This is a genomic window from Haloarcula rubra, assembly GCF_019599465.1.
GTDB classification, from domain to species: domain Archaea; phylum Halobacteriota; class Halobacteria; order Halobacteriales; family Haloarculaceae; genus Haloarcula; species Haloarcula rubra.
Map to the genome: position 1 here is coordinate 1 of NZ_RKLR01000010.1, position 19,752 is coordinate 19,752.

Consider the following 19,752-nt stretch of genomic DNA (forward strand, 5'->3'; position numbering starts at 1 on the left):
CCGGGCAACGGCCGTCGGTGTGCGCGCGAAACTCCGGTTCGAACTCGTCGAGAGCTGTCGTCACGGGCCGTGGCGCGTGCGCGCCAATCTGGCAGTTGCTGGACCGGCGCATCACCCGCCCCAGTTCGCGTAGTTTGTCCGTCTCGAACGAGCCGTCGTACACGTCACGCAAGAGTTCGGCGAGTTGTGTCGTCCCTTCGCGCCCGGGGACGCAACGGCCGCTGTTCTCCGTGGCGGCGAACCGCGCTCGCTCGCCAACGGTCGCCAGCGCACAGCGGTCGTCGGCGAGCAGTTCCACGACGCCGTCCGTGCCGAGACCGGCGGCCCGTAAGGATTGTGCCGTCGGGGCGACGTCGAGGTCACGGGTGATACCGCCGAGGACGCCGCCGACACAGGCCATCTTGAACGAGCCACCTATTTCGACGGCGTCGCGAACAGTATCGAGACTCCCGTCGGACCCCAGTTCGACAGTCGCAGGGGCAGCCACGTCACCAGTGACCGTGACGAGTCGGGTGCCGGGGTCGGCGGCGTCCGAGTCGACCTGTTCGGGAGTCCGGATGGCCTGTCTGACCTGCGCGACGGTCCGAGGCGTGTGAATCACCGTCGGCCGGCCGTAGAGGCCGCGTTCGGCCGGGCTCGGTGGCTGGAGACGAGGTTCGATGCGGTCAGCACCCTCCAGCGCTTCCAGTGCCGCCGTGGGCTCACCGGCGCGATACTCGTCGGGGCCGGCCACCAGTTGGGGGACCACGGGCAAGGTCTCGGCGGCGGCGTCGACGGCCCGTTGCAGATGCCTATGGAGCGGAGTCTCCGCTTCGTTCAGAAAGAGGACGGCGTCCTCGGCACCGACGTACTGGGCCACCGCTGCCAGCCCGTCGAGGACGGCGAACGGGGCGGCGGCGAGAAGCGTCTCGTCTGGCCCCGGCAGGTCGCTCGCGTCGTTCGCGTTGACGACGACGACTGAGTCACCGTCTGCCTCACGTGTCGTCTCCCAGACATCGGCCACCGGGTCGTCGGCGGCTGCGTCGCCACGACCACGCCCGAGGATACCGGACTCGGTCGCCGCCTCGGCCGTCCGGTCGGCCGAGACGAACGACCAGTCGGCGGGCGTGAGCGGGTCCGCCCAGCCACATGGGCCGAGAACGGCCCGGCGGCCGACAGAGAGTGGTCCCGACTCCGGCGTCGGAAGCGTCGTCGTCTCAGGGTCGTGGTCGACCACGGCCATGGCCTCGTCGGTCGGGAGAGTTCCGTCTTCGAGCGTCGCGACAAGGTCTCGAACGAGCGACGGCGGCGGGTCGTCAACGAACACTGTCTGTCCCGTCTTCGTCAGCATGACGAGTGGGTCGTAGGTCGTGATGCCGGTGGGCCCAGTTCTGACTACCGGGACCGAATCGGCGGCCTCCTGTGCCGCTGTTACGACCGCCTCCCCCGCGTCCGTCCGGGCGTCTGTCGCGACGCGGACGAGGGGTGAACGGCCGACGGCACCTGTGGCTCGTGTCATTGACTCGCACGTCGTGCCGGAGGGATAAAAATCCCACACGCCGCCCGTTGGTCGTCCGTCCACAACCCGGGGGTAGCGACCGATGACACAACGAGTTCGTTCGCCGATACGTCGGCGGACGGAACCTCAGGGCCGGTCCGACCGAAGCGATTAGGGGGCTCTGTCGCGGTGACTCTGGTGATGACCAATCCGCAATTCGAGACAGTCAAGACCGACGCCGCGGCGGCCATCACCGAAGACGACTTGCACTCGGTGTACGCCGGCCTCGTCCACGAGGACGGCCGCCACGAGTACTACTTCGGCAACGACACCGAATCAGCCGAGGAACTCCGCGAAGCCGCCGCGGTCCAGCTCGGCATGTTGGTGCGGGTGCTCGCCGACCGTTCGGACAGCAGCGTCGCGGAGATAACCGACCTCGCCGCGGAGCGCGCCGAGAACATGGAACTGCGCTGACGTACCGAGCGAGGTCGTAGGTGGTGATTACTCAGTCGTCGCTATAGCCTCTATCTCGACGGCAGCACCCTTAGGCACGGCCCCAGCGCCGACGGCGCTCCGCGCCGGAGGGTCCTCGTCGAAGAACTCGCTGTACGCTTCGTTGAATTCGTCGAAGTCGTCGATGTCGTCTAAGAACACCGTCGTCTTGAGCAGGTCGTCGAGGGAGAGGCCCTCCGATTCGAGGATGGCCTTGACGTTCTCCATACACTGGCGTGTCTGGTCCGCGACGGATTTGTCGTCCAGCAGTTCGCCGTCCGTCGTCAGGGGGAGTTGCCCCGCCGTGATGAGGAGGTCGCCGTTGGTCGTCGCCTGACTGTACGCGCCGACCGCCGCCGGCGCATCGTCGGTGCTGATTGTGCGCTTCATAGTCGCCCGTTGCCGGGCCCGTTTCTTAAATCCCAGTCGAGCGTCCCGGTGGCGCCACAGCACGTCAGCGAGACGACCTGTTGTGTGGTGAATCGACTACTGATTGATGACGACGATGGCGGTCAACGCCAGCCCGATTCCCGCGACCTTCTGGACTGACACCGGTTCGCCCAGCGCGACGGTGCTGATGACCGCTGCCGTCACGAAGTACATTCCGCCGATAGTCGAGACAACGGCCGTCGAACCGACGGAGACACCGATGAACGTCGAGACGACGCCGATGGCGGCGGCGATGCCCGCCGCCCCGGAGTACATCAATCCACGGTTCGTGACCGCGATCGAGACGTCGGAGGCGGCGACGTAGACGCCGGTGACGACAGCTGCAGTCGCGTAGGAGAGGAACGCCGCCATCACCGGGTCGATACTGTTCGATGCGACGTTACCGAGGATAATCCAGAACCCCCACGCAATCATGGTCCCGAAACCGAACAGGACGGCAGAGTTCATCCGCTGTCACCCGATGGAGGGGGCCTCATAATTGACTCGAGGAAGTCGGTCCTCAACCACAGGTCTGTATCACACGACAGTCGGTGCATCGGCGGCAGTTCTCTCCCCGGGTTATTGAGTCTCCTGCCCGCGGAGACAGAGTGGTACTGCGCGGGTATTTTTATATCGAGACATCCAACACCTTGGTAGTGGTTGACGTGTCAGACGAGCCCGGAGAACCTGCACTCGAGGAAGTGTTCTACCCCACAGAGCGGGTGCCGTTCGTCGAGTGGCAGCAGTTCTCCGGGGCTAAACCCACCGTGGTCCTGACCGGCGTCACCACCCTGCTCGCGTTCGTGACTGGGATGTCGAACCTCAGTCAACCGACGGTCACCGTGGACGGACCGCTCACCGCAGTCGTGACGGTGCCAGCCGGGTTCACCCAGTTCGCCGGCGTCCTATTCGCTTTCGTTCTCGGACTGGTCACAGTCGGGTTACAGCGCCGGAAGCGACTCGCCTGGCGCGTAGCGATGCTCGTGCTACCGACCCTCGCACTCCTGCCGCTTGCGACGCTCCAGACGACAGACGTCCCGCTCTTGGTGCTCCTCGTCCTCACCGTTCCGTCGCTGGTCTGGAACAGGGAGGCCTTCGACCAGTCTGTCGACCTCTCGCCGTTGCAGATAGCGGCACTGGCGGCGATGGTCGGCGTCGGTCTCTACGGGGTCGTGGGCGCGTACGCGCTCAGGAACCAGTTCCTCGAACTCGACACGTGGAGCGACGCGGTGTACTACGTCATCGTAACCATCGCGACAGTGGGATACGGGGACATCACGCCAGCGACGATGCAAGCGCGGTGGTTCTCGCTCTCGATTATCCTGTTCGGGACGGGCGCGTTCACCGTCGCAGTTGGCGCACTCGTCGGCCCTCTCATCGAATCGCGGATGGCGACAGCGTTCGGAATCATGACTGCCGCAGAACTCACACTCTTCGAGGACCACGTCGTGGTGCTCGGATACGGCGACGTGACAGCATCGTTGTTGAAAGAACTCGGGGCAGAGACTGACGTCGTCGTCGTGACGGACGACCCCGACACTGCCGCCGCTATCACGTCCGACGACGTGAGTGTCCTCACAGAGGACCCGACGGACGAGGACGTTCTGATGGACGCGTCCGTCGACACAGCACGCGGCGTGGTTGTGGGAAGCAACGACGACGCGAAGGACGTCCTCGCCGTCATCGCGGCGAAGAACGTCGCCCCGAACGTTCGTGTCGTCGCGGCCGCGACAGAGGAGAAACACGTCGACAAGTTCGACTCGGTCGGTGCCGACGAGGTCATCAACCCGCGAACCATCGGCGGCCGTTTGCTCGGCCAATCGGTGCTGGGGGAGTCAGCCTCTCTGTCGGATACCGACGGCATCGGTCCCGAACGATCCACAGGGCGAGAGAGCGGCAATACTGGAAACTGATTTACCCGTCCGGCCGCAAGTGTGGGTGATGGTAGCACAACGGGAGGGGGTCGGCCTGTTGACTATCGGGACGATATTCGTCGTCGTCTTCACACTCATGTACGGCGGCGTCGAACTCTCACAAGGAGAGTTGCTCCCAGCGGATACCACCAATCAGACAGAGGAAGACACCCGTGGAGCGATGTGGACGGAGATCAACGAGCGCAGGGCCGACCGGGGCTTCGAGCCGATGCCGTCGGATCGATTCGTCCGCGGCATCGCACAGGACACGACCGACACACTCGTCACCGACACCAGTTCGAACGGGACGGAACGCACGGAGCGACCGCTCACGAACACGCGTCTGTTCTGTACGCAGGTTCCAGTCAGCGTACAGCGCTCGAACGACACGGCCGCGACGGCCGTCGCCCTCGTAGACGAACTGGACGACTCAGCCGAGCGAAGCGCGCTCTATCGCCCGTCGGCACAGTTCCGTTCGGGCATCGGGGTCGCTATCGACGACGGCCGGGTGTACGCGGTTTTCCGGTCCTGTGAGCAGGTCGATACCTGACCGTCCGCACCGACGTCGAATCGGGTCGTGTGGTCACGATCGGGGTGGTGGCTACGGTACTACTATACGGGTCCGATACCGAATCTAGTCGTATGGCCACGTCAGCAGACGGCAGCGTCCAGCGAGTCGTCGCAGGCGTCCTCGCACCACTGTGTGTCGTCTCAGGGGCCATCGTCCTCTCGGGGTTCTTTTTTCCGGCGTTCGTCGGCGAGGCGGTCAGCGGCGCGGCCTGGCTCGGACTCTCGCTCCTGTTTTTCAGTTCCGGGCTAGGGTATCTCGCCGTGTTACCTCACCGATCTGACGACGTGCAATCGGCAGATCGGTATCTGCTGAAAGTCAGACAGACGAACATGCGGACCGCTATTCAAACCTTCCTCGCTGGACAGGACCCGCTGACGCTCGGACTTCCAGTGGTCGTCTTCGCCCTCTTTTTCGGTCTGCAGGTCGTCGCCCCGAGCCGGACGTCGGCCGCTGTCGACGCCGCCACTGGCACGGTACTGCGGACTGGGGGCCCGCTGTTCCTCCTCGCCGTCTTCCTCGCCGTCTGTTACTGTCTGTTCCTGTTGCTTGGGCCGTGGGGCGACATCACGCTCGGATCGGCTGACACGGACCCCACGTACACGTATCCGACGTACTTCACGCTCGTCTTCACCGCCGGTATCGCGGCCGGACTGGTGTTCTGGGGGCCGGCCGAGGCGCTGTTTCACTACGGCGACCCGCCGCCGTACTTCGGCGCATCGCCCCAGTCGGCGGCTGCGGTCGGCGACGCGCTGGTGTACAGCCTGTTTCACTGGGGCATCTCGGCGTGGAGTGCGTACGTGGTAATCGGCGTCCCCATCGCGTACTTCGTGTTCGAGCGCGGCGCCCCACTCCGCGTCTCGACTATTCTTGCCCCGTTCCTCGGCGTGGACGGGTTGGACTCTCGCTGGAGTCGACTCGTCGACACGCTGGCCGTGTTCGCCACCATCGGCGGCATCGCGACGTCCGTGGCACTGGTGAGCCAGCAGTTCCTCGCCGGCATCTCGTTCCAGTGGGAGGTCGTCGTCGGTCCGACTGGCCCGTTGTTGTTCGTCGGTGGCTTGACCGTCATCTTCGTCCTCTCGGCCGTCACCGGCATCCACCGCGGCATCCGGCGTATCGCCGGCCTGAACGTCGTCCTCTTCGGCCTGTTCGCGCTGTTGCTCGTCGGGGTCGGCCCGCGGTCGTTCATCGTCGAACAGGGCACGCGGGCACTGGGTCGATACATCGTCCACTTCGTGCCCCTCAGTCTGTACACCGGCGGCGAGTGGGTCGCCAACTGGACGGTCTGGAACTGGTCGTGGTGGTTCTCGTGGGCACCCTTCGCCGGCCTCTTCATCGCTGCGCTATCCCGAGGTAGACGCGTCAGGACCGTCGTGTTCACGAGCGTTGTCGCCACCGCCGCCGCGACGGTGGTCTGGTTCCTCTTGCTGGGCGGAACGTCCCTGTTCGTCCAACAGACCGGACGAGCGAACGTCCTCGGAGCGATTGCCAGCAGTAGTGCCTCGGAGGCCGTCGCCGGGTTCGCGCTGTTCGCGTCACTCCCGCTCGGACGCCTCCTCTCGTTCCTCTTTCTGGCACTCATCGTGGTGTTCATGACGACGTCCGCCGACACGTCGACGCTGGTCGTCTCGCTGCTCTCGACGCGGCGAGGACAGGTGCCGTCGACCGGGAGCGTCGTCTTCTGGGGCGTCTTTCAGGGTGCGGTAGCCACGGCGGTACTGCTCGTCGGTGGCGCGGGGACGTTACAGGCACTCGCCGTGCTCACCGGCGGACCCTTCGCCGTCATCTCCGTGGTCGCTGTGGGTGGGCTGACGCTGACGTGGTACCGGCACGAGCGGGGGCACACGTCGGTGCTCAGACGGTGGCTGGACCGGCTGCCGACGATCCAGACCCATCACGATGTCGAACCGCCGGACGAGAAGTGACCCGACGAGGGGGCGCTCAGACGCCGGCGACGTTCGTACAGAAGTTCTCGACGATCTGTTTGCCAGCGTCGGTGAGGATACTCTCGGGGTGGAACTGAACGCCCATATGCGGGTGCTCGGTGTGCTGGACGCCCATCACGATGCGCTGTTCGTCGTCCGTGTGAGCCGTCTCCACGAGTTCGCCGGGCAGGTCGTCGTCCTCGACTGCCAGCGAGTGGTACCGACCCACCTCGAAGGGGTCGTCGACGCCCTCGTAAAGGTCAGTGTGGTCGTGCTTCACCTCGGATGGTTTTCCGTGAACTACCTCCGGGGCGTGGCCGACGGGCGACCCGTGGGCCGCACACAGCGCCTGATGACCGAGACAGACACCGAGCGCCGGGTAGGTGGTCTTCGCGAACACGTCGATTGAGACGCCCGCGTCGGCCGGTGTCCCCGGGCCGGGTGAGACGACGATGCCGTCCGGGTCGAGGGCACGGATGCCCGCGACGTCGATGTCGTCGTTGCGCCGGACCTCCACGTCGGCGAACTCGCCCACGTACTGGACGAGGTTGTACGCGAAGGAGTCGTAGTTGTCGATGATGAGTATCATCGGACCCCCTCCATCGGGCCGGCGGTAGACTCTACGGCGAACGACCCCTGTTCACCGAGCGCTTCGTCTACGGCGTTGACGAGTGCACGAGCCTTGTCCAGCGTCTCTTGGTACTCTTTCGCTGGCACCGAATCGTGGACGACACCGCCGCCGACGCGCAGACGATACTCGCCCTCGTGGCGGACGAGCGTACGAATGGTGATGTTGAGCGTCGCCCGGTCGTCGAAGCCGAAGACGCCGATACTCCCCGTGTAAGGGCCGCGTCGAGTCGTCTCCACTTCGTCGATAATCTCCATCGTGCGTGGCTTCGGCGCGCCGGTAATGGTGCCACCGGGGAAGACGGCCGCGACGGCATCTGCGATGCTCACGTCGTCGCGGCGCTGGCCTTCGACCAGCGAGACGAGGTGCATCACCTCCGAGTAGCGGTCGACGCGGCGGTACTCGGCCACGTCGACGCTGCCGTACTCGCTGACCTTCCCGAGGTCGTTGCGCTCGAGGTCGACCAGCATCGCGTGTTCGGCCCGTTCCTTCTCGTCGGTCGTGAGGTCACGCTCCAGTTCGTCGTCTTCCTCGGGCGTGTCACCCCGTGGGCGCGTGCCTGCGATGGGTTCGGTCAACAGTCGGTCGCCGTCGACATCCAACAGGAGTTCGGGACTGGCACTGACGAGGTCGACGCCCGGGAACTCCAGCAGTCCCGAGTACGGCGCAGGGTTCACCCGCCGGACGGCGTCGAACGTCTCGACTGGGTGAACAGCGGCCGGGGCCGTCAGGCGATGGGAGACGTTCGTCTGAAAGGTGTCGCCGTCACGGACGTACTGTTTGATTTTCCTGACTCGTTCGGCGTAGGCCGCCTCGCCGCACTCGCTCTCGAAGGTTGCCTGCTGACTTGCGGTAGGGGGCGACTGGACGTGACGGTCGCCGTGGAGGGCGGACTCCGCGACCGCCGTCGCCCGCTCGAGTCCGTTGTCGTAGGCCGCCTCGGCGTCGTCCTCGACCACCGGACACGCGGTCACCCGGAGGGTTACCTCCCCGTCGTGTGGTTCCTCCCAGGCGGCGACGCAGTCGAACACGCCGAGTTGGAGGCGCGGGAGACCGTCGGACACCGTCGTCGACGGGATGTCCTCCAGTTCACGTGCCACGTCGTAGGACAGCCATCCGAACGCTCCACAGGGGTACGGCACGTCACACTCTCCGCGGACGAGAGTCTCTCGGTCGAGAGCGGAGTCAATGGCCTCGATACTGGGACTGCCGTCACCGTCAGCCGTGGCGTCTGCCCCGACTTCCACTTGTTCGACCGGGTCCACGGCGAAGTACCCCCACCCGGATTGCCCACCTGTCGTCTCCAGATAGATACCCTCCTCGCCCGTTCGTGCACGACGATACGCCTCGAACGGGTCGGTGACGGTGATGCGTACTTCGACGGGGACGCGGGCACCCGAGGGTGCCGACGCGGCAGTCTCGACGAACGTTGCTCGCTCCGTGACGGTTCGTATATCACTCATCTGGTACTAGAGCCTCCGCGAGGGCCGATATGCAGCCCTCGGTGTGGTTGTGTAACACCATACACTGGACCCGACAAAAACTTTGCGTGAACGGTGGATTCGGCCAAAACAGTGCCAGTTTGGGAACTGAATGACGTCGATTTCGGGACGAATATCCGACTGTATTTCAACGGGTGGACTATTCCCCATCCGCTGTTATATCGCCGGGGACTGAGTGGGTGAGCGAGTGCGGTGGCCACACAGTCGGGGGTCGACTGGTGTCGGCCCCGGCCCGTTCCAGCGTGGACTGGGGCCGAGCCTCGCCACCCACGTCAGTGACATCACTATGACTACGATAATCGACGGCAACGACATCGCGGACGGAATTCGGGCCGAGGTCAGTGCGTGTACCGACACACTCGCGGAATCAGACGTGCGGCCGGGCCTTGCGACAGTGCTGATGAGCGACGACGGGGCCAGCGAGACGTACGTCTCGATGAAACAGCGGGCCTGTGAGGAGACGGGTATCGCCGGGTTCCATCACGAAATCGACCCGGAAGAACCCGCGGAGGTGTTGTTCGACCGTATCGAGGAACTGAACGCCGATCCGACAGTCCACGGTATCCTCGTACAGATGCCGGTGCCGGACCACGTAGACAAACGGGAGGTACTGGAGCGTATCGACCCCGTGAAAGACGTCGACGGCTTCCACCCCGAGAACGTGGGTCGATTGGTCGCTGGTAACGCTCGCTTCAAGCCATGTACACCTCACGGCGTCCAGAAGATTCTGGCCGCCGAAGGCATCGAGACGGAGGGCAAAGACGCCGTCGTGGTCGGCCGGTCTGATATCGTCGGCAAACCGATGGCGAACCTCCTCGTCCAGTACGGCGAGGGTGGCAACGCGACGACGACGGTGTGTCACTCTCGGACCCAGAACCTCGCCGAGAAGACTCGGAACGCCGACATCGTGATTGCGGCCGCCGGCGTCCCCGAGATGATAGACGGCGAGATGATTCAGGAAGGTGCGACGGTCATCGACGTGGGCATCAACCGCGTCGATGCAGACAACGAGAAGGGGTACGAACTAGTCGGCGACGTGAACTTCGATAGCTGTCGCGAAAAGGCGGGCGCAATCACGCCGGTCCCCGGTGGCGTCGGACCGCTCACCATCGCGATGTTGCTCTACAACACGGTCAAAGCGGCGAGCATCCAGTCCGGCGTCTCAGTCAACCTCCCGTAATCGGCCCTTCGCCGAGGGTCCGAGTTGCTCTTCCAAGAACCCTTAACAACTTGATAAAACGAGGTTCGTCGGATTGGTCACGTCACTGCGTCTCGACGGCGCCACACTCCGGACAGACGACCTCGACCTCGCTGGACGAGGCCCCAACCGTCTCTATCAAATTGTGTCCGTCAGCGCACTGTTCGTGTAAGTACACCTCGTGGTTGCCGTGCTGGTCGAGGACGATGTGGTCCCGTTCCGAACCAGAGACCACTCCGTGACAGTAGTGGCACTCACCGCTCATACAGATATGGTCGCAATCCGACGATAAATAACTAGCCCACAGGGCCTATAGAGGGCCAATTGTGGAGTGGGTAAGCCGGCTTAACACTGGCACAACTAAGGCTATGCAGCGGGAACTTTGGGTATGGAATACGGATACACAGGCGACGCTCACGAACGGTTGTTCGAGTCCTACAAATCTGACTCGGACCCGTTTCCCGAGCAGACACCGATGGAGTTCCCGAGGCGGGAACACCGGCGCAAGGAGGTAGACATCCTCAAGCGGTTGTTCTTCCCGACCTGCTGGAACTCCGACGAGCTGATCCAGGACGAGTTGGCGGTGCTGAACAACCTCGACGGCCTCGGTGCGCTCTTCTACGCCGGTATGCGGCCATACTCCAACGGCGACGTCTCCAAAACCGTGGCCGAGACTATCGACCGCTTACCCGACATCCGCCGCCGTCTCAAGAAAGACGTCGAAGCGGCATACAAGGGTGACCCGGCGGCCAAGACCTATCTCGAGATAATCCGATCGTACCCGGGGTTCCTCGCCATTATGGTCCAGCGCGTAGCGCACGAACTGTACAAACTCGGCGCGACCGAGTACGCCCGTGAGTTGACCGAGTACGCGAAGACGGAGACGGGCATCGACATCCACCCGGGGGCCGAAATCGGCGAATACTTCTTCATCGACCACGGCACCGGCGTCGTCATCGGCGAGACAGCAACCGTTGGCGACTGGGTCCGCATATATCAGGACGTGACCCTCGGTGCGCTCCACTTCGAAGAAGAAGAAGGCGAGGAGCACGCCCTGAAGAAGGGGTACAAGCGTCACCCCGACATCGGCGACCACGTCGTTATTGGCGCCGGCACGAAGGTGTTAGGTGACATCCACGTGGGCGATCACGTCAGTATCGGCGCGAACTCGTGGGTCACCGAGGATATCCCCGACAACACGAAGGTGTTCGTCAGCGAGCACCCCGAGCAGGTGCGAAAACGCAACGACTAGAGCTCTCGCGATCCAATCCTCAGTCAGCGGGGCGTCGGCGGTGCCAATTGCACGAACGACAGACGACCAACCCCGAGCGGTGTTCGAGCGTCCCGTGACACGTCGGACAGACCGCTGGTTCGTTCATGCGCTCGACCCCGCCGTCCCCATCTGTTCGCACAGACCGATGGACCATACCGTGACTAACTCTCTGACGGCCGTTCAAGATTGACGGTCACATGTACACCGATTTATACACCTCCCGGGCGGATAGATACGGTATTCCCGCCGAAGCGGCGACGGTTTGGCCGCAGTTCGGCGACAGTGCTCTACGGCGCTGACGGCTCTGTCGAGGTATTTTCGGCATCGGATATCGAGACCGGAGAACAGAACTTTGTCATCGTTGAGGGTATGACCGCTATCGTACAGCGTCCGTGAATCTGTGCTCGCCCGCGGTCACTTCTCGACTCGTCGATGCCTCGATCGTTACATCAAGCGTCGACGCTGTCGCCGGTGAGTATTTAAACTGCAACGCATCTCCCGACCTATCTTTAAGTAGTCGGTCCCTCTCGGTGGTGATGGGTTCCGTGAGCGTTTGAGCGTCGTAGCCCACTCCCATACGCTGGCAGCGGACCCGTCTGGCATACTCGTGGATGCCTCAATCGCATCCACGTTTTCAAGTGATTCTGATGCAGCCGACGGATGAGTGCATCGATTAAAAAGGCGACAGAGTTCGTCCAACTGTGTCTGTAGAATATATCTAAGCCATAATCTATCTAACTGAGCCCCAATATACTGATCGCTCTTGCGTAGCACATTGTTAATGGCTCGCTGTCTTTCGGTTTTGGTTTGTGTCGGATGAACTCTGGTCGGGACAGAGAAGCGTTCAGGTCGGTGTTTGTAGACACCCATCAGAATTCTGCAATCGCGTCAACAATCTCTTATGGGAGAGCGTATACTGATAATCGTTCTAGCTTGCGTAGTAATGCTACACTATTTTGAGATTAGTATGTCTATACTGTCCACGTGACTGCCAGTCCGACCCTGTTATACAAACCCGACGACGACGAGGAGTTGAGCACTGCCATCGTGTCGGCGCTCTCTGACGCCAAAGGGAGAGACGTGAGCCAAGACGAATGCGTTCTGTACGACAGTATCGACCCGGATGCACTGGACAAACTGTTCAGAGGAGAGAGCGATGAAGATACGGTCAAAGTCGAGTTCACGACCCACGGTGCGATCGTGATTCTCTGGGGTAACGGTGACATCACGATTCAGGTGGAAGACCTGGAATCAGACCCAAATTACGCCTGATTGCCTCTCAGGGGCCCTCCCATACAGTTCTCAGTGAGTAGTGACGGCTGCACGGAGAGCCAGTAGTCGGGAACAAGAACGAAGACCCCCGTGGTCGTTAGTACTGCTATGCCATCACAGGAACAGGCAATCGTCGAAGACGTGATGTCCACCCCGCTCGTGACTATCGCGCCCGACGCGACGGTGGTCGAAGCGGCCAAAGAGATGCGGCGACGCGACATCAGCGCGCTGCTAGTCACGACCGCACCGCCGTCTATCGTGACGAGTACCGACATCATCGACGCCGTCTCCGAGGAACGAGACACGTCTGAGCTAAACGTCGCCGACATCATGACCGAGTCCGTCGAGACGGTCCCGCCTGACCTACGTCTCGTGGAGACGGCGGCGATGATGGAGAACTTCGGAATCAATCACCTCCCGGTCGTCGAAGACGACTTCATCGGGATGGTGTCCTCGACGGACATTACGGCCACGCTCTCGTAATCCCTTCCTCGGCGTCCCTACCGGACTATCCGGGTCCGAAACACACCGTGCGTTTTTGTGTATACGTCTGGTTTCCCGACCCATGAAAGCGACCACCCTCACGCTCCGTGGCGAGTCTGCACATCGCTTTGCGGACGCCTTCGTCGACGAGAAGGCCGATGAAAGCCGCCGGTCCTTGAACAAGCGGGGCGTGCGAAACATCCACCGGTACGAGGGGACCGACGTCACGCAAATCGCCTACGAGCGAGCGTCCGCCCATCTCGATTCTTGGCTGTTGGTCTCGCTCCTCCTCGAACCAGTTGACGAGGAAACCGCTACACTCGTCGTCATGCTCGGCGGCGGTGGGGAAGGGCCGTTCAAGTTGGACGAGGTCACCCTCAAGCGCGTTCTGGAGGGGGAAGAGGCAGTCGGAGCCACGGGGCGGTTGGCGACCGTGCTCAAAGACGTTCGGGCAGTCTGTGAGTTACTGGACCTCGACGTCGAGACCGAATGGGAATCGGACGCCGACGCTGGCCTCGCCGAAAAATTCGTCGCAGAAATTTTCGAGTAGCCAGATGGTAGCCTCCACGCCGGTCAGAACCGCTCGGCGGCCGCCTCGAACTCCTCGCGCGTGTTCAGATTCTCGAACGTCTCCATGGTTGTGTGGTTCGCTATCTCCTCACGGTCGACGACGACGTAGTCGAGGTCGAACAGCGCTTCGACGATTTTGTGTTCACCTCGTTCGAGCGCTCGGTCGCAGGCCGACTCCATCGCGTCGGTCCGATACACCGCCTGTGTTGTCTGGAACCACTCGTCGGGACGTGGGACTGCGGCGTCGTGCCCCTCGGCTCGGTCGAAGAGGTACGACACGAACGACGGGTCGACGAACGGCATGTCACAGGCGACGACGACGCCGTACTCGCTCTCGGTGGCACGGAGGCCGCGGCCGATACCCGCCATCGGTCCCTCGTCGGGCGTTTCGTCGAACGCGAATTTCGGCGTGATGCCACACCCGTCTAACGCTGCTTCGATGGCATCGCCCTGATCACGCCGACAGTTCACCACGAGTTCGTCGACCACCAGCGTGAGTCGGTCGACGACCCGCCGAATCATCGGCGTTCCCGCGAGGTCCGCGACTGCCTTGTCCCGGTCCCCGAATCGTGTCGACCGTCCACCGGCGACGACGACGCCTGCTCCCATATACGAACGTTCTCGAGTCGACATCAAGAAGGTTGCTCACCACCGGCGGTCACTGCGTGTAGGACTCGGCGAGTGAAAGGCAGCAGTCTGGGGCTTGGACACAAGCTATCTCTCCGGTTGCTCATCAGTGAAGATACAACACGAGCGGTGAGACGGCACAAACGGTCGTTCGAGTAAGCACACTCCGTGTAGTAGCAGACAAAATTGAAAATGCGGTTTTGAAGCACATGTGCCTCGAGAACAGCTATACGAGTCTGGTCGGGTATTTACTCGTGTGAGACGATGGAACAGTAGTTTATCAGTATTTTTGGTTATTTTGTCTCTACTTCTCCCAATACGTCGACAGCCGTGGCTGCTATCGCGACATTGCCGCCAAAACGCAGTTGCACTACGACGTCGCCGAGGCACTTTGTGACAACGCCCTTCTACCCGGGGTGCGAACGTAGAATAATGAGTAATGACGACGCGATGCTATCGGTGGAGGAACTGGTCGACTATTGCCAGACACAGGCGAGATTGTTGTGGGGGCGTGTCGAGACACTCGGAGAAGAGACCGACGAGATGCTGGCGGAAATAGACGAGGAGATTGCAGACGCACGAACACAGTTAGAGGAGCACTCGACGGAAGACCGCGCCGAACCCCCCGTACCAATGATGGCCGACGAAATCGGAGATATCGAGGCCCTAGAGTCAGAACTCGAGGAGAAGCAGGCAATCATCAAGGCGAAGCAAGCACGTCGTTCCGCGTTTCAGGACCTGGCCTCGGCCTACGTCGACTTGGCCGAAGAACTCGCCGCCAACGTCGACGACGTCGAGGAATCACTCTCTCGAATCGTCAGCTTCGAACACGAATTCGACGCGCCGGCCTACTTCGAAGACAGGCAGACACTCCTCGAAGCCGCGGGTGGGTCGGGAACGAACGATGAGAGATGAGATGTCGAGAGTGAATCCATCGACGTAGTGGCCGTGTTCGTGCCTGAATATCGACTGAGACTATCTGAAGTAGTCCGGTCGACATCGAGCTGCGTTTCACTGCTACAGCATCCTCGATTACTGTACTCAAATACTGGAGGATAGCACCACCCGTGCGAACGTCGACCGGTATATCTCGAAACGGCTTCGAAAATAGGTTCTGGAAGTCCTCGACTCTCGTATTTCGGTTAGTTTATCTAAATCTGGTCAATCTGTCTCTATCGTAGGCCGATATGACGTTACTGAGAACAGGGTATCAGAGATGCCGTGGACGCTAAGCGGACTGAATATCTAACACAGGTACACGCGTTATGGAGTGTGAGCTCTATATCGGTCTGCTGCTCTTTCTGCAGGACAATATTTGCGAGAGCCGAACGCGAATTTCGACGACGACTAACGGGGGCGATGGTGAACCCATCATGTATAGAGCGAGGATAACAGTCGTTATAACGAGCCACAGCGGCAGGACAAAGTGCTCATCCGGCCGCGATGGGGGGAAGACTGCTCCGTCGGAAGTACGGCTTCTTCTGTGGAACCGGCAAGCAGCGAGAATCCAGGTGCCACTACGAGAACTGTGAGTTGATTTCGATGACGTTGGCGGACCGAGTCACCATCTTCGGCAGTTCTTCTTCGTACAGTTCGCCCTCGAATCTGCTCGCTGGGCCCGAGACACTGAGCGCCCCGACGACTTCACCTTTGGTGACGACCGGTGCGGCCACACAGCGAAGCCCCTCGATTTTCTCCTCTCGGTCGAAAGCGTACCCCTGTTCGCGGACGGCCTCCAACTCCTCGAACAGCTCCTCTCGAGTCGTGATGGTCGACGACGTGTATTGTGGGAGGCCATGTTGCTCGACTATCTCCTCGACTCTTTCTTCGTCCATGTAGGCCAGCATCGCCTTACCTAGGGAGATGCAGTGGAGGTACTCGCGGTCGCCGACGGACGATGCCGTCTGGACGGCCCGCTCGCCGCCGGTCTTGTAGATGTACACCGCACGGCCGTGTTCCTCGGTCGCAAACTGCGCGAGTTCGCCGCTGTCGGCCGCCAGTTCGTTCAGTTCCTCGCGAACGACGTCGTATATCTGGAGTCGGTCCTTGACTGTCTCGGCGAGTTCGAGGTACCTGAGGCTCAGCCGATAGACTCCGTCCTGTTTCACGACGTACTCGTTCTCGGCGAGCGTCGCGAGATGGCTGTGGACCGTTCCCTTCGAGTACTCCAGCGTCTCGGCGATCTCGGTGATACCGGCCCCGTCTCGCTCCTGTAGGAACTCGATGATGTTCAACGATATCTGTACCGCATCCACCGTCCGTGATTTCGACGAGGTTCCCATACTGAGCATTTCAAATCCCGTTATCATAAATGTTCGTACGTGACGAACGATTTCCAGTGTTTGCATCAGACGAACGACTATCCAGTCGCGAGTGGTTTTCATAAATTGGTTATCCACCCGACCGTTCAATACTCGTGTGAATCCGAGAAATAATCACGCACTCCCGATATGGGGTCGTCACCCGTTCGCCAGACGCAAACTCACCGTGATTATTGTCTGCAAATCGTTTGTGCTGTCGAATTTCGGCGAGCGAGGAAAACAAATAATACGCGCCAATCACAGTGTGTGTGTACGATGGTTAGCATCGACTATATGGCCCATCAGGAGCAGTACAGTCCGTCGCAACTGTTGGATTTTTCTGTAGCGGCCGCCGACAACGGATTCGACTTCGTCTGGACCTCGGACCACTTTCACCCGTGGTTCCACACGGACGCTGAGGCAGGGTTCGCCTGGTCCTGGCTCGGTGCCGCCACCGAACGCATCGACATCCCCATCGGCACCTGTGTGACGCCCGCTGGCGAACACTACCACCCCGCGCTGATGGCACAGGCCTTCGCAACGCTGCAAGAGATGCACGACGAGCGGGTGGTTCTGGGTCTCTCGACAGGTGAGGCGATGAACGAGAAGCCGATGGGCCACGACTGGCCCGAATACGGCGTCCGCCGGAACCGTCTGGAGGAGACGCTGGAAATCGTCCACGGGCTCTGGGAGAACGAGGACTTCTACAGCTACGAGGGCGACCACTTCGAGGTCGACGACGCCCATCTCTACACCATGCCAGAGGAGCGACCCGAAGTGCAAATCGCCGCCAACGGGCCGAGTACAGCGTCGCTGACCGGCGAGTACGGCGACGGCTTCATCACGGTCAAGACCGGTCACGAGTACACCGAGCGGATGTACCCAGCCATCCAGCGCTATGCTGAAGAGGCCGGCCGCGACCCTAACGAAATCGAGACGACGCTACTCGTCATCGCGTCCTACGACGAGGACTACGAGCGCGCCCGGGCGTCGACCCGCCCCTGGTGGGCGACGACCCAGAACGTCTTCGACAAGGCGATGGCGAACCCGAAAGACATCGAGGCGGAGGGTGAGAAAGCAACTCAGGAACAGGTCGAAGAGAAGTTCCTCATCGCCGACGACCCGAGCGACATCGCGGCGCAATTGGAAGCGTACGCAGAGATGGGCTTCGACCGCATCGCACTCGGCAACACCAGTCCGGAGCCCGAACGGTTCTTCGAAGTGATGGGCGACGAGGTTATCCCGTCGCTGTAGCTTGTATTCCGGCAGTCCGACCTGGAGGCATCAGCCTTCGGGGGAATGTTTAATAAGTGGGGACTGTATTTTTACGAACGAGATGCCCAGACTGAATGGTGGCGAGATTATCGCCAAATATCTGGAGAAGGAGGGCGTCGAATACTTGGTCGGAATCCCCGGTCACGGGAGTACGAACCTACTCGACGCGTTCAACGACTCCGACGTAGAAGTCATCCAACCACGACACGAGGAAGGGGCGACACACCTTGCAGACGGGTACGCGCGCGCCAGCGGCGAGCCACTGGCCGTGTTCACCTCCATCGGACCCGGGGCGACCAACACCGTCACAGGCGCGGCGACGGCGTACGTCGACTCCATCCCGATGATCATCTTCACGGGTGCGCCACAGACCCACGAATACGGGCAGGGAATCCTACAGGAGATAGAGCGCCAGAAGCCCGGGGACTTCCCGAGCGTGATGGAACCGGTGACGAAGCAGAGCTTCGAGGTGAGCAGTGTCGAACGTCTCCCCCGAGTGCTGCGGCGTGCGTTCCAGATAGCCCTCTCCGGGCGTCCCGGCCCAGTTCACGTCGACGTACCGATGGACGTACAGGGGGCGGCTGCTGACGTCGAGCTTCCGGAACCGACCCAGAGCCGCCCACACAGTCGACCCGGTGGGGATCCACGAACCGTCTCCGACGCCGCCGAACTGTTAGAAGATGCCGAGCGTCCGGTCATCGTCCCCGGCGGCGGAACTATGCTCGCCGAGGCGTGGGACGAGGTGCAGGAACTCGCAGAACACTTGCAAGCCCCCGTCAGTCCGACGTTCCAGGCCAAAGGGATAATTCCCGAAGACCACCCGCTCTACGTTGGGTTCGCCGGCTGGATCGGCTCGACGGCGGGCAACGAGCTCGTCTCGAACGCCGACGTGATACTGGCCGTTGGATGTCGGTTTACCGACTTGCACACCTCCTCGTTCGAGGACGGCGTAAGCTTCGACATCCCGCCGAGTAAACTGATTCACGTCGACATCGACCCACAGGAAATAGGGAAGAACTTCCCAGTCGAAGTCGGCATCCAGGGCGACGCGAAGGTCGTCACGCGTCAGATTACCGAGGAACTGCAAGAGCGGATGGACCCGGTCTCCAGGGAGGACAACGAGTACTACGAAGAGGCCCAGGAGTTGTGGGAAGAGTGGGAGAGCATGGTCGCCGAGCGATGGGAGGACGACAGCGTCCCGATGAGTATCTCTCGGGCGGTCGCAAGCCTTCGGGACGTCCTCCCGCGTGACGGCGTCGTCGTCTCCAGCGCGGGCCAGCCACAGGAGACGGTCAACCCCGAGTTCCCTGTCTACGAACCGCGGACGAACATCTCGTGTGGCGGGTTCTCGACGATGGGCTTCGGCGTCTCGGCCGCCATCGGCGCGAAACTCGCCAAGCCGGACAGTCCGGTGGTAGACGTCGAGGGCGACGGGAGTTTCATGATGTGCAATCAGGAAGTCGCCTGCGCCGTCGAACACGACATCGACGTCACCTACCTCATCGTCAACAACCACGGCTGGAAGTCCATACGGAACCTGCAGGTCGACAAGTACGGATGGGACCGTGTGCTGAACACCGAGTTCAACGAGGAGACGGACATCGATTTCATGGCGATGGCCGAAGGCTTCAGCGTCGACTTCGCCGAACGCGTCGTCAAGCCGGAGAAACTCGACAGTGTGCTTGAAGACGCCATCGCGCACGACGGGCCGGCTATCGTCGAAGCGGTCGTCGAACCCGACAACCCGGACTCCGGGGCCATCATCACCGGAGAGTGGGACCTCGCAGACCTCGAAAAGTAAACCGACTTTGCGGTGT

The 19,752-nt window shown here is 61.8% G+C and carries 20 protein-coding genes; 12 read left to right on the plus strand and 8 right to left on the minus strand.

What is annotated here, in order from left to right; translation table 11 throughout:
- Window positions 1-1,498 (minus strand): NADH-ubiquinone oxidoreductase-F iron-sulfur binding region domain-containing protein (locus tag EGH21_RS18710; RefSeq protein ID WP_220619933.1); only part of this gene is annotated, 1,498 nt, incomplete at its 3' end.
- A gap of 180 nt (window positions 1,499-1,678) precedes the next feature.
- On the opposite strand from EGH21_RS18710, the gene EGH21_RS18715 reads away from it, so the two are divergent.
- On the plus strand, window positions 1,679-1,951 hold the full coding sequence (locus tag EGH21_RS18715) for a DUF8113 family protein (protein WP_220619934.1): 273 nt from the start codon (window positions 1,679-1,681) through the stop codon (window positions 1,949-1,951).
- 27 nt (window positions 1,952-1,978) lie between these two features.
- Here the strand turns inward: EGH21_RS18715 and EGH21_RS18720 are convergent, their stop codons facing one another.
- Together EGH21_RS18720 and EGH21_RS18725 are read right to left on the minus strand one after the other, a co-directional pair.
- The gene (locus EGH21_RS18720) at window positions 1,979-2,359 is read right to left on the minus strand and encodes a Rid family detoxifying hydrolase (RefSeq protein ID WP_220619935.1); all 381 of its coding nucleotides are present in this window, start codon (window positions 2,357-2,359) and stop codon (window positions 1,979-1,981) included.
- 96 nt (window positions 2,360-2,455) lie between these two features.
- Window positions 2,456-2,866, minus strand: a complete 411-nt coding sequence (locus tag EGH21_RS18725) for an EamA family transporter (protein WP_220619936.1) — start codon at window positions 2,864-2,866, stop codon at window positions 2,456-2,458.
- 188 nt (window positions 2,867-3,054) lie between these two features.
- Between EGH21_RS18725 and EGH21_RS18730 the strand changes: the two genes are divergently transcribed.
- The 3 genes from EGH21_RS18730 (at window position 3,055) to EGH21_RS18740 (ending at window position 6,807) form a co-directional block, all read left to right on the plus strand.
- Window positions 3,055-4,311, plus strand: coding sequence for an NAD-binding protein (locus tag EGH21_RS18730; protein WP_220619937.1), 1,257 nt, complete (start codon window positions 3,055-3,057; stop codon window positions 4,309-4,311).
- A gap of 28 nt (window positions 4,312-4,339) precedes the next feature.
- A complete protein-coding gene (locus EGH21_RS18735; RefSeq protein ID WP_220619938.1) occupies window positions 4,340-4,861 on the plus strand; it encodes a hypothetical protein in 522 nt (173 codons plus the stop codon).
- A gap of 92 nt (window positions 4,862-4,953) precedes the next feature.
- Window positions 4,954-6,807, plus strand: coding sequence for a BCCT family transporter (locus EGH21_RS18740; protein WP_220619939.1), 1,854 nt, complete (start codon window positions 4,954-4,956; stop codon window positions 6,805-6,807).
- Between the two features lie 16 nt (window positions 6,808-6,823).
- Here the strand turns inward: EGH21_RS18740 and EGH21_RS18745 are convergent, their stop codons facing one another.
- Both EGH21_RS18745 and pabB read right to left on the minus strand, forming a co-directional pair.
- A complete protein-coding gene (locus EGH21_RS18745) occupies window positions 6,824-7,396 on the minus strand; it encodes an anthranilate synthase component II (protein ID WP_220619940.1) in 573 nt (190 codons plus the stop codon).
- Window positions 7,393-8,898 (minus strand): aminodeoxychorismate synthase, component I, encoded by a 1,506-nt coding sequence (pabB, locus tag EGH21_RS18750; protein WP_220619941.1) that lies wholly within the window; start codon window positions 8,896-8,898, stop codon window positions 7,393-7,395. Before pabB ends, EGH21_RS18745 begins: the two co-directional genes overlap by 4 nt.
- A gap of 325 nt (window positions 8,899-9,223) precedes the next feature.
- Here pabB and EGH21_RS18755 point away from each other — a divergent pair, with 325 nt between their 5' ends.
- A complete protein-coding gene (locus EGH21_RS18755) occupies window positions 9,224-10,117 on the plus strand; it encodes a bifunctional methylenetetrahydrofolate dehydrogenase/methenyltetrahydrofolate cyclohydrolase (protein ID WP_220619942.1) in 894 nt (297 codons plus the stop codon).
- Between the two features lie 82 nt (window positions 10,118-10,199).
- Here the strand turns inward: EGH21_RS18755 and EGH21_RS18760 are convergent, their stop codons facing one another.
- Entirely contained in the window at window positions 10,200-10,400 is a 201-nt protein-coding gene (locus EGH21_RS18760; RefSeq protein ID WP_220619943.1) for a hypothetical protein, read from the minus strand.
- 123 nt (window positions 10,401-10,523) lie between these two features.
- Here EGH21_RS18760 and epsC point away from each other — a divergent pair, with 123 nt between their 5' ends.
- From epsC to EGH21_RS18780, 4 genes are all read left to right on the plus strand, one after another.
- Complete coding sequence (gene epsC / locus EGH21_RS18765; protein WP_220619944.1) at window positions 10,524-11,387, plus strand: serine O-acetyltransferase EpsC; 864 nt, start codon at window positions 10,524-10,526, stop codon at window positions 11,385-11,387.
- Window positions 11,388-12,392: 1,005 nt separating this feature from the next.
- A complete protein-coding gene (locus tag EGH21_RS18770) occupies window positions 12,393-12,680 on the plus strand; it encodes a HalOD1 output domain-containing protein (protein WP_328765716.1) in 288 nt (95 codons plus the stop codon).
- A 108-nt stretch (window positions 12,681-12,788) separates the two neighbouring features.
- Window positions 12,789-13,163: a CBS domain-containing protein gene (locus tag EGH21_RS18775; RefSeq protein WP_236035676.1), complete on the plus strand. Its 375-nt coding sequence runs from the start codon at window positions 12,789-12,791 to the stop codon at window positions 13,161-13,163.
- A gap of 82 nt (window positions 13,164-13,245) precedes the next feature.
- Window positions 13,246-13,713 (plus strand): hypothetical protein, encoded by a 468-nt coding sequence (locus EGH21_RS18780; RefSeq protein WP_220619945.1) that lies wholly within the window; start codon window positions 13,246-13,248, stop codon window positions 13,711-13,713.
- Between the two features lie 23 nt (window positions 13,714-13,736).
- On the opposite strand, the gene mobA is transcribed toward EGH21_RS18780, so the two are convergent.
- On the minus strand, window positions 13,737-14,342 hold the full coding sequence (gene mobA / locus EGH21_RS18785) for a molybdenum cofactor guanylyltransferase (protein ID WP_220619946.1): 606 nt from the start codon (window positions 14,340-14,342) through the stop codon (window positions 13,737-13,739).
- 411 nt (window positions 14,343-14,753) lie between these two features.
- Here mobA and EGH21_RS18790 point away from each other — a divergent pair, with 411 nt between their 5' ends.
- Entirely contained in the window at window positions 14,754-15,275 is a 522-nt protein-coding gene (locus tag EGH21_RS18790) for a hypothetical protein (protein WP_328765717.1), read from the plus strand.
- A 602-nt stretch (window positions 15,276-15,877) separates the two neighbouring features.
- Here EGH21_RS18790 and EGH21_RS18795 read toward each other — a convergent pair.
- Window positions 15,878-16,642: an IclR family transcriptional regulator gene (locus tag EGH21_RS18795; RefSeq protein WP_220619947.1), complete on the minus strand. Its 765-nt coding sequence runs from the start codon at window positions 16,640-16,642 to the stop codon at window positions 15,878-15,880.
- A 294-nt stretch (window positions 16,643-16,936) separates the two neighbouring features.
- Here EGH21_RS18795 and EGH21_RS18800 point away from each other — a divergent pair, with 294 nt between their 5' ends.
- Window positions 16,937-17,914 (plus strand): TIGR03557 family F420-dependent LLM class oxidoreductase, encoded by a 978-nt coding sequence (locus EGH21_RS18800; protein WP_220619948.1) that lies wholly within the window; start codon window positions 16,937-16,939, stop codon window positions 17,912-17,914.
- Between the two features lie 82 nt (window positions 17,915-17,996).
- Window positions 17,997-19,736 (plus strand): thiamine pyrophosphate-binding protein, encoded by a 1,740-nt coding sequence (locus EGH21_RS18805; RefSeq protein ID WP_220619949.1) that lies wholly within the window; start codon window positions 17,997-17,999, stop codon window positions 19,734-19,736.
- The last annotated feature ends 16 nt before the right edge of the window (window positions 19,737-19,752 follow it).

Excerpts from the sequence above, each read along its gene's own strand:
- EGH21_RS18715 (WP_220619934.1), top strand. The coding sequence starts at position 1,679 with ATGACCAATCCGCAATTCGAGACAGTCAAGACCGACGCCGCGGCGGCC.
- EGH21_RS18720 (WP_220619935.1), bottom strand. The coding sequence starts at position 2,359 with ATGAAGCGCACAATCAGCACCGACGATGCGCCGGCGGCGGTCGGCGCG.
- EGH21_RS18725 (WP_220619936.1), bottom strand. The coding sequence starts at position 2,866 with ATGAACTCTGCCGTCCTGTTCGGTTTCGGGACCATGATTGCGTGGGGG.
- EGH21_RS18735 (WP_220619938.1), top strand. The coding sequence starts at position 4,340 with ATGGTAGCACAACGGGAGGGGGTCGGCCTGTTGACTATCGGGACGATA.
- EGH21_RS18740 (WP_220619939.1), top strand. The coding sequence starts at position 4,954 with ATGGCCACGTCAGCAGACGGCAGCGTCCAGCGAGTCGTCGCAGGCGTC.
- EGH21_RS18745 (WP_220619940.1), bottom strand. The coding sequence starts at position 7,396 with ATGATACTCATCATCGACAACTACGACTCCTTCGCGTACAACCTCGTC.
- pabB (WP_220619941.1), bottom strand. The coding sequence starts at position 8,898 with ATGAGTGATATACGAACCGTCACGGAGCGAGCAACGTTCGTCGAGACT.
- EGH21_RS18755 (WP_220619942.1), top strand. The coding sequence starts at position 9,224 with ATGACTACGATAATCGACGGCAACGACATCGCGGACGGAATTCGGGCC.
- EGH21_RS18760 (WP_220619943.1), bottom strand. The coding sequence starts at position 10,400 with ATGAGCGGTGAGTGCCACTACTGTCACGGAGTGGTCTCTGGTTCGGAA.
- epsC (WP_220619944.1), top strand. The coding sequence starts at position 10,524 with ATGGAATACGGATACACAGGCGACGCTCACGAACGGTTGTTCGAGTCC.
- EGH21_RS18775 (WP_236035676.1), top strand. The coding sequence starts at position 12,789 with ATGCCATCACAGGAACAGGCAATCGTCGAAGACGTGATGTCCACCCCG.
- EGH21_RS18780 (WP_220619945.1), top strand. The coding sequence starts at position 13,246 with ATGAAAGCGACCACCCTCACGCTCCGTGGCGAGTCTGCACATCGCTTT.
- mobA (WP_220619946.1), bottom strand. The coding sequence starts at position 14,342 with ATGGGAGCAGGCGTCGTCGTCGCCGGTGGACGGTCGACACGATTCGGG.
- EGH21_RS18795 (WP_220619947.1), bottom strand. The coding sequence starts at position 16,642 with ATGGGAACCTCGTCGAAATCACGGACGGTGGATGCGGTACAGATATCG.
- EGH21_RS18800 (WP_220619948.1), top strand. The coding sequence starts at position 16,937 with ATGGTTAGCATCGACTATATGGCCCATCAGGAGCAGTACAGTCCGTCG.
- EGH21_RS18805 (WP_220619949.1), top strand. The coding sequence starts at position 17,997 with ATGCCCAGACTGAATGGTGGCGAGATTATCGCCAAATATCTGGAGAAG.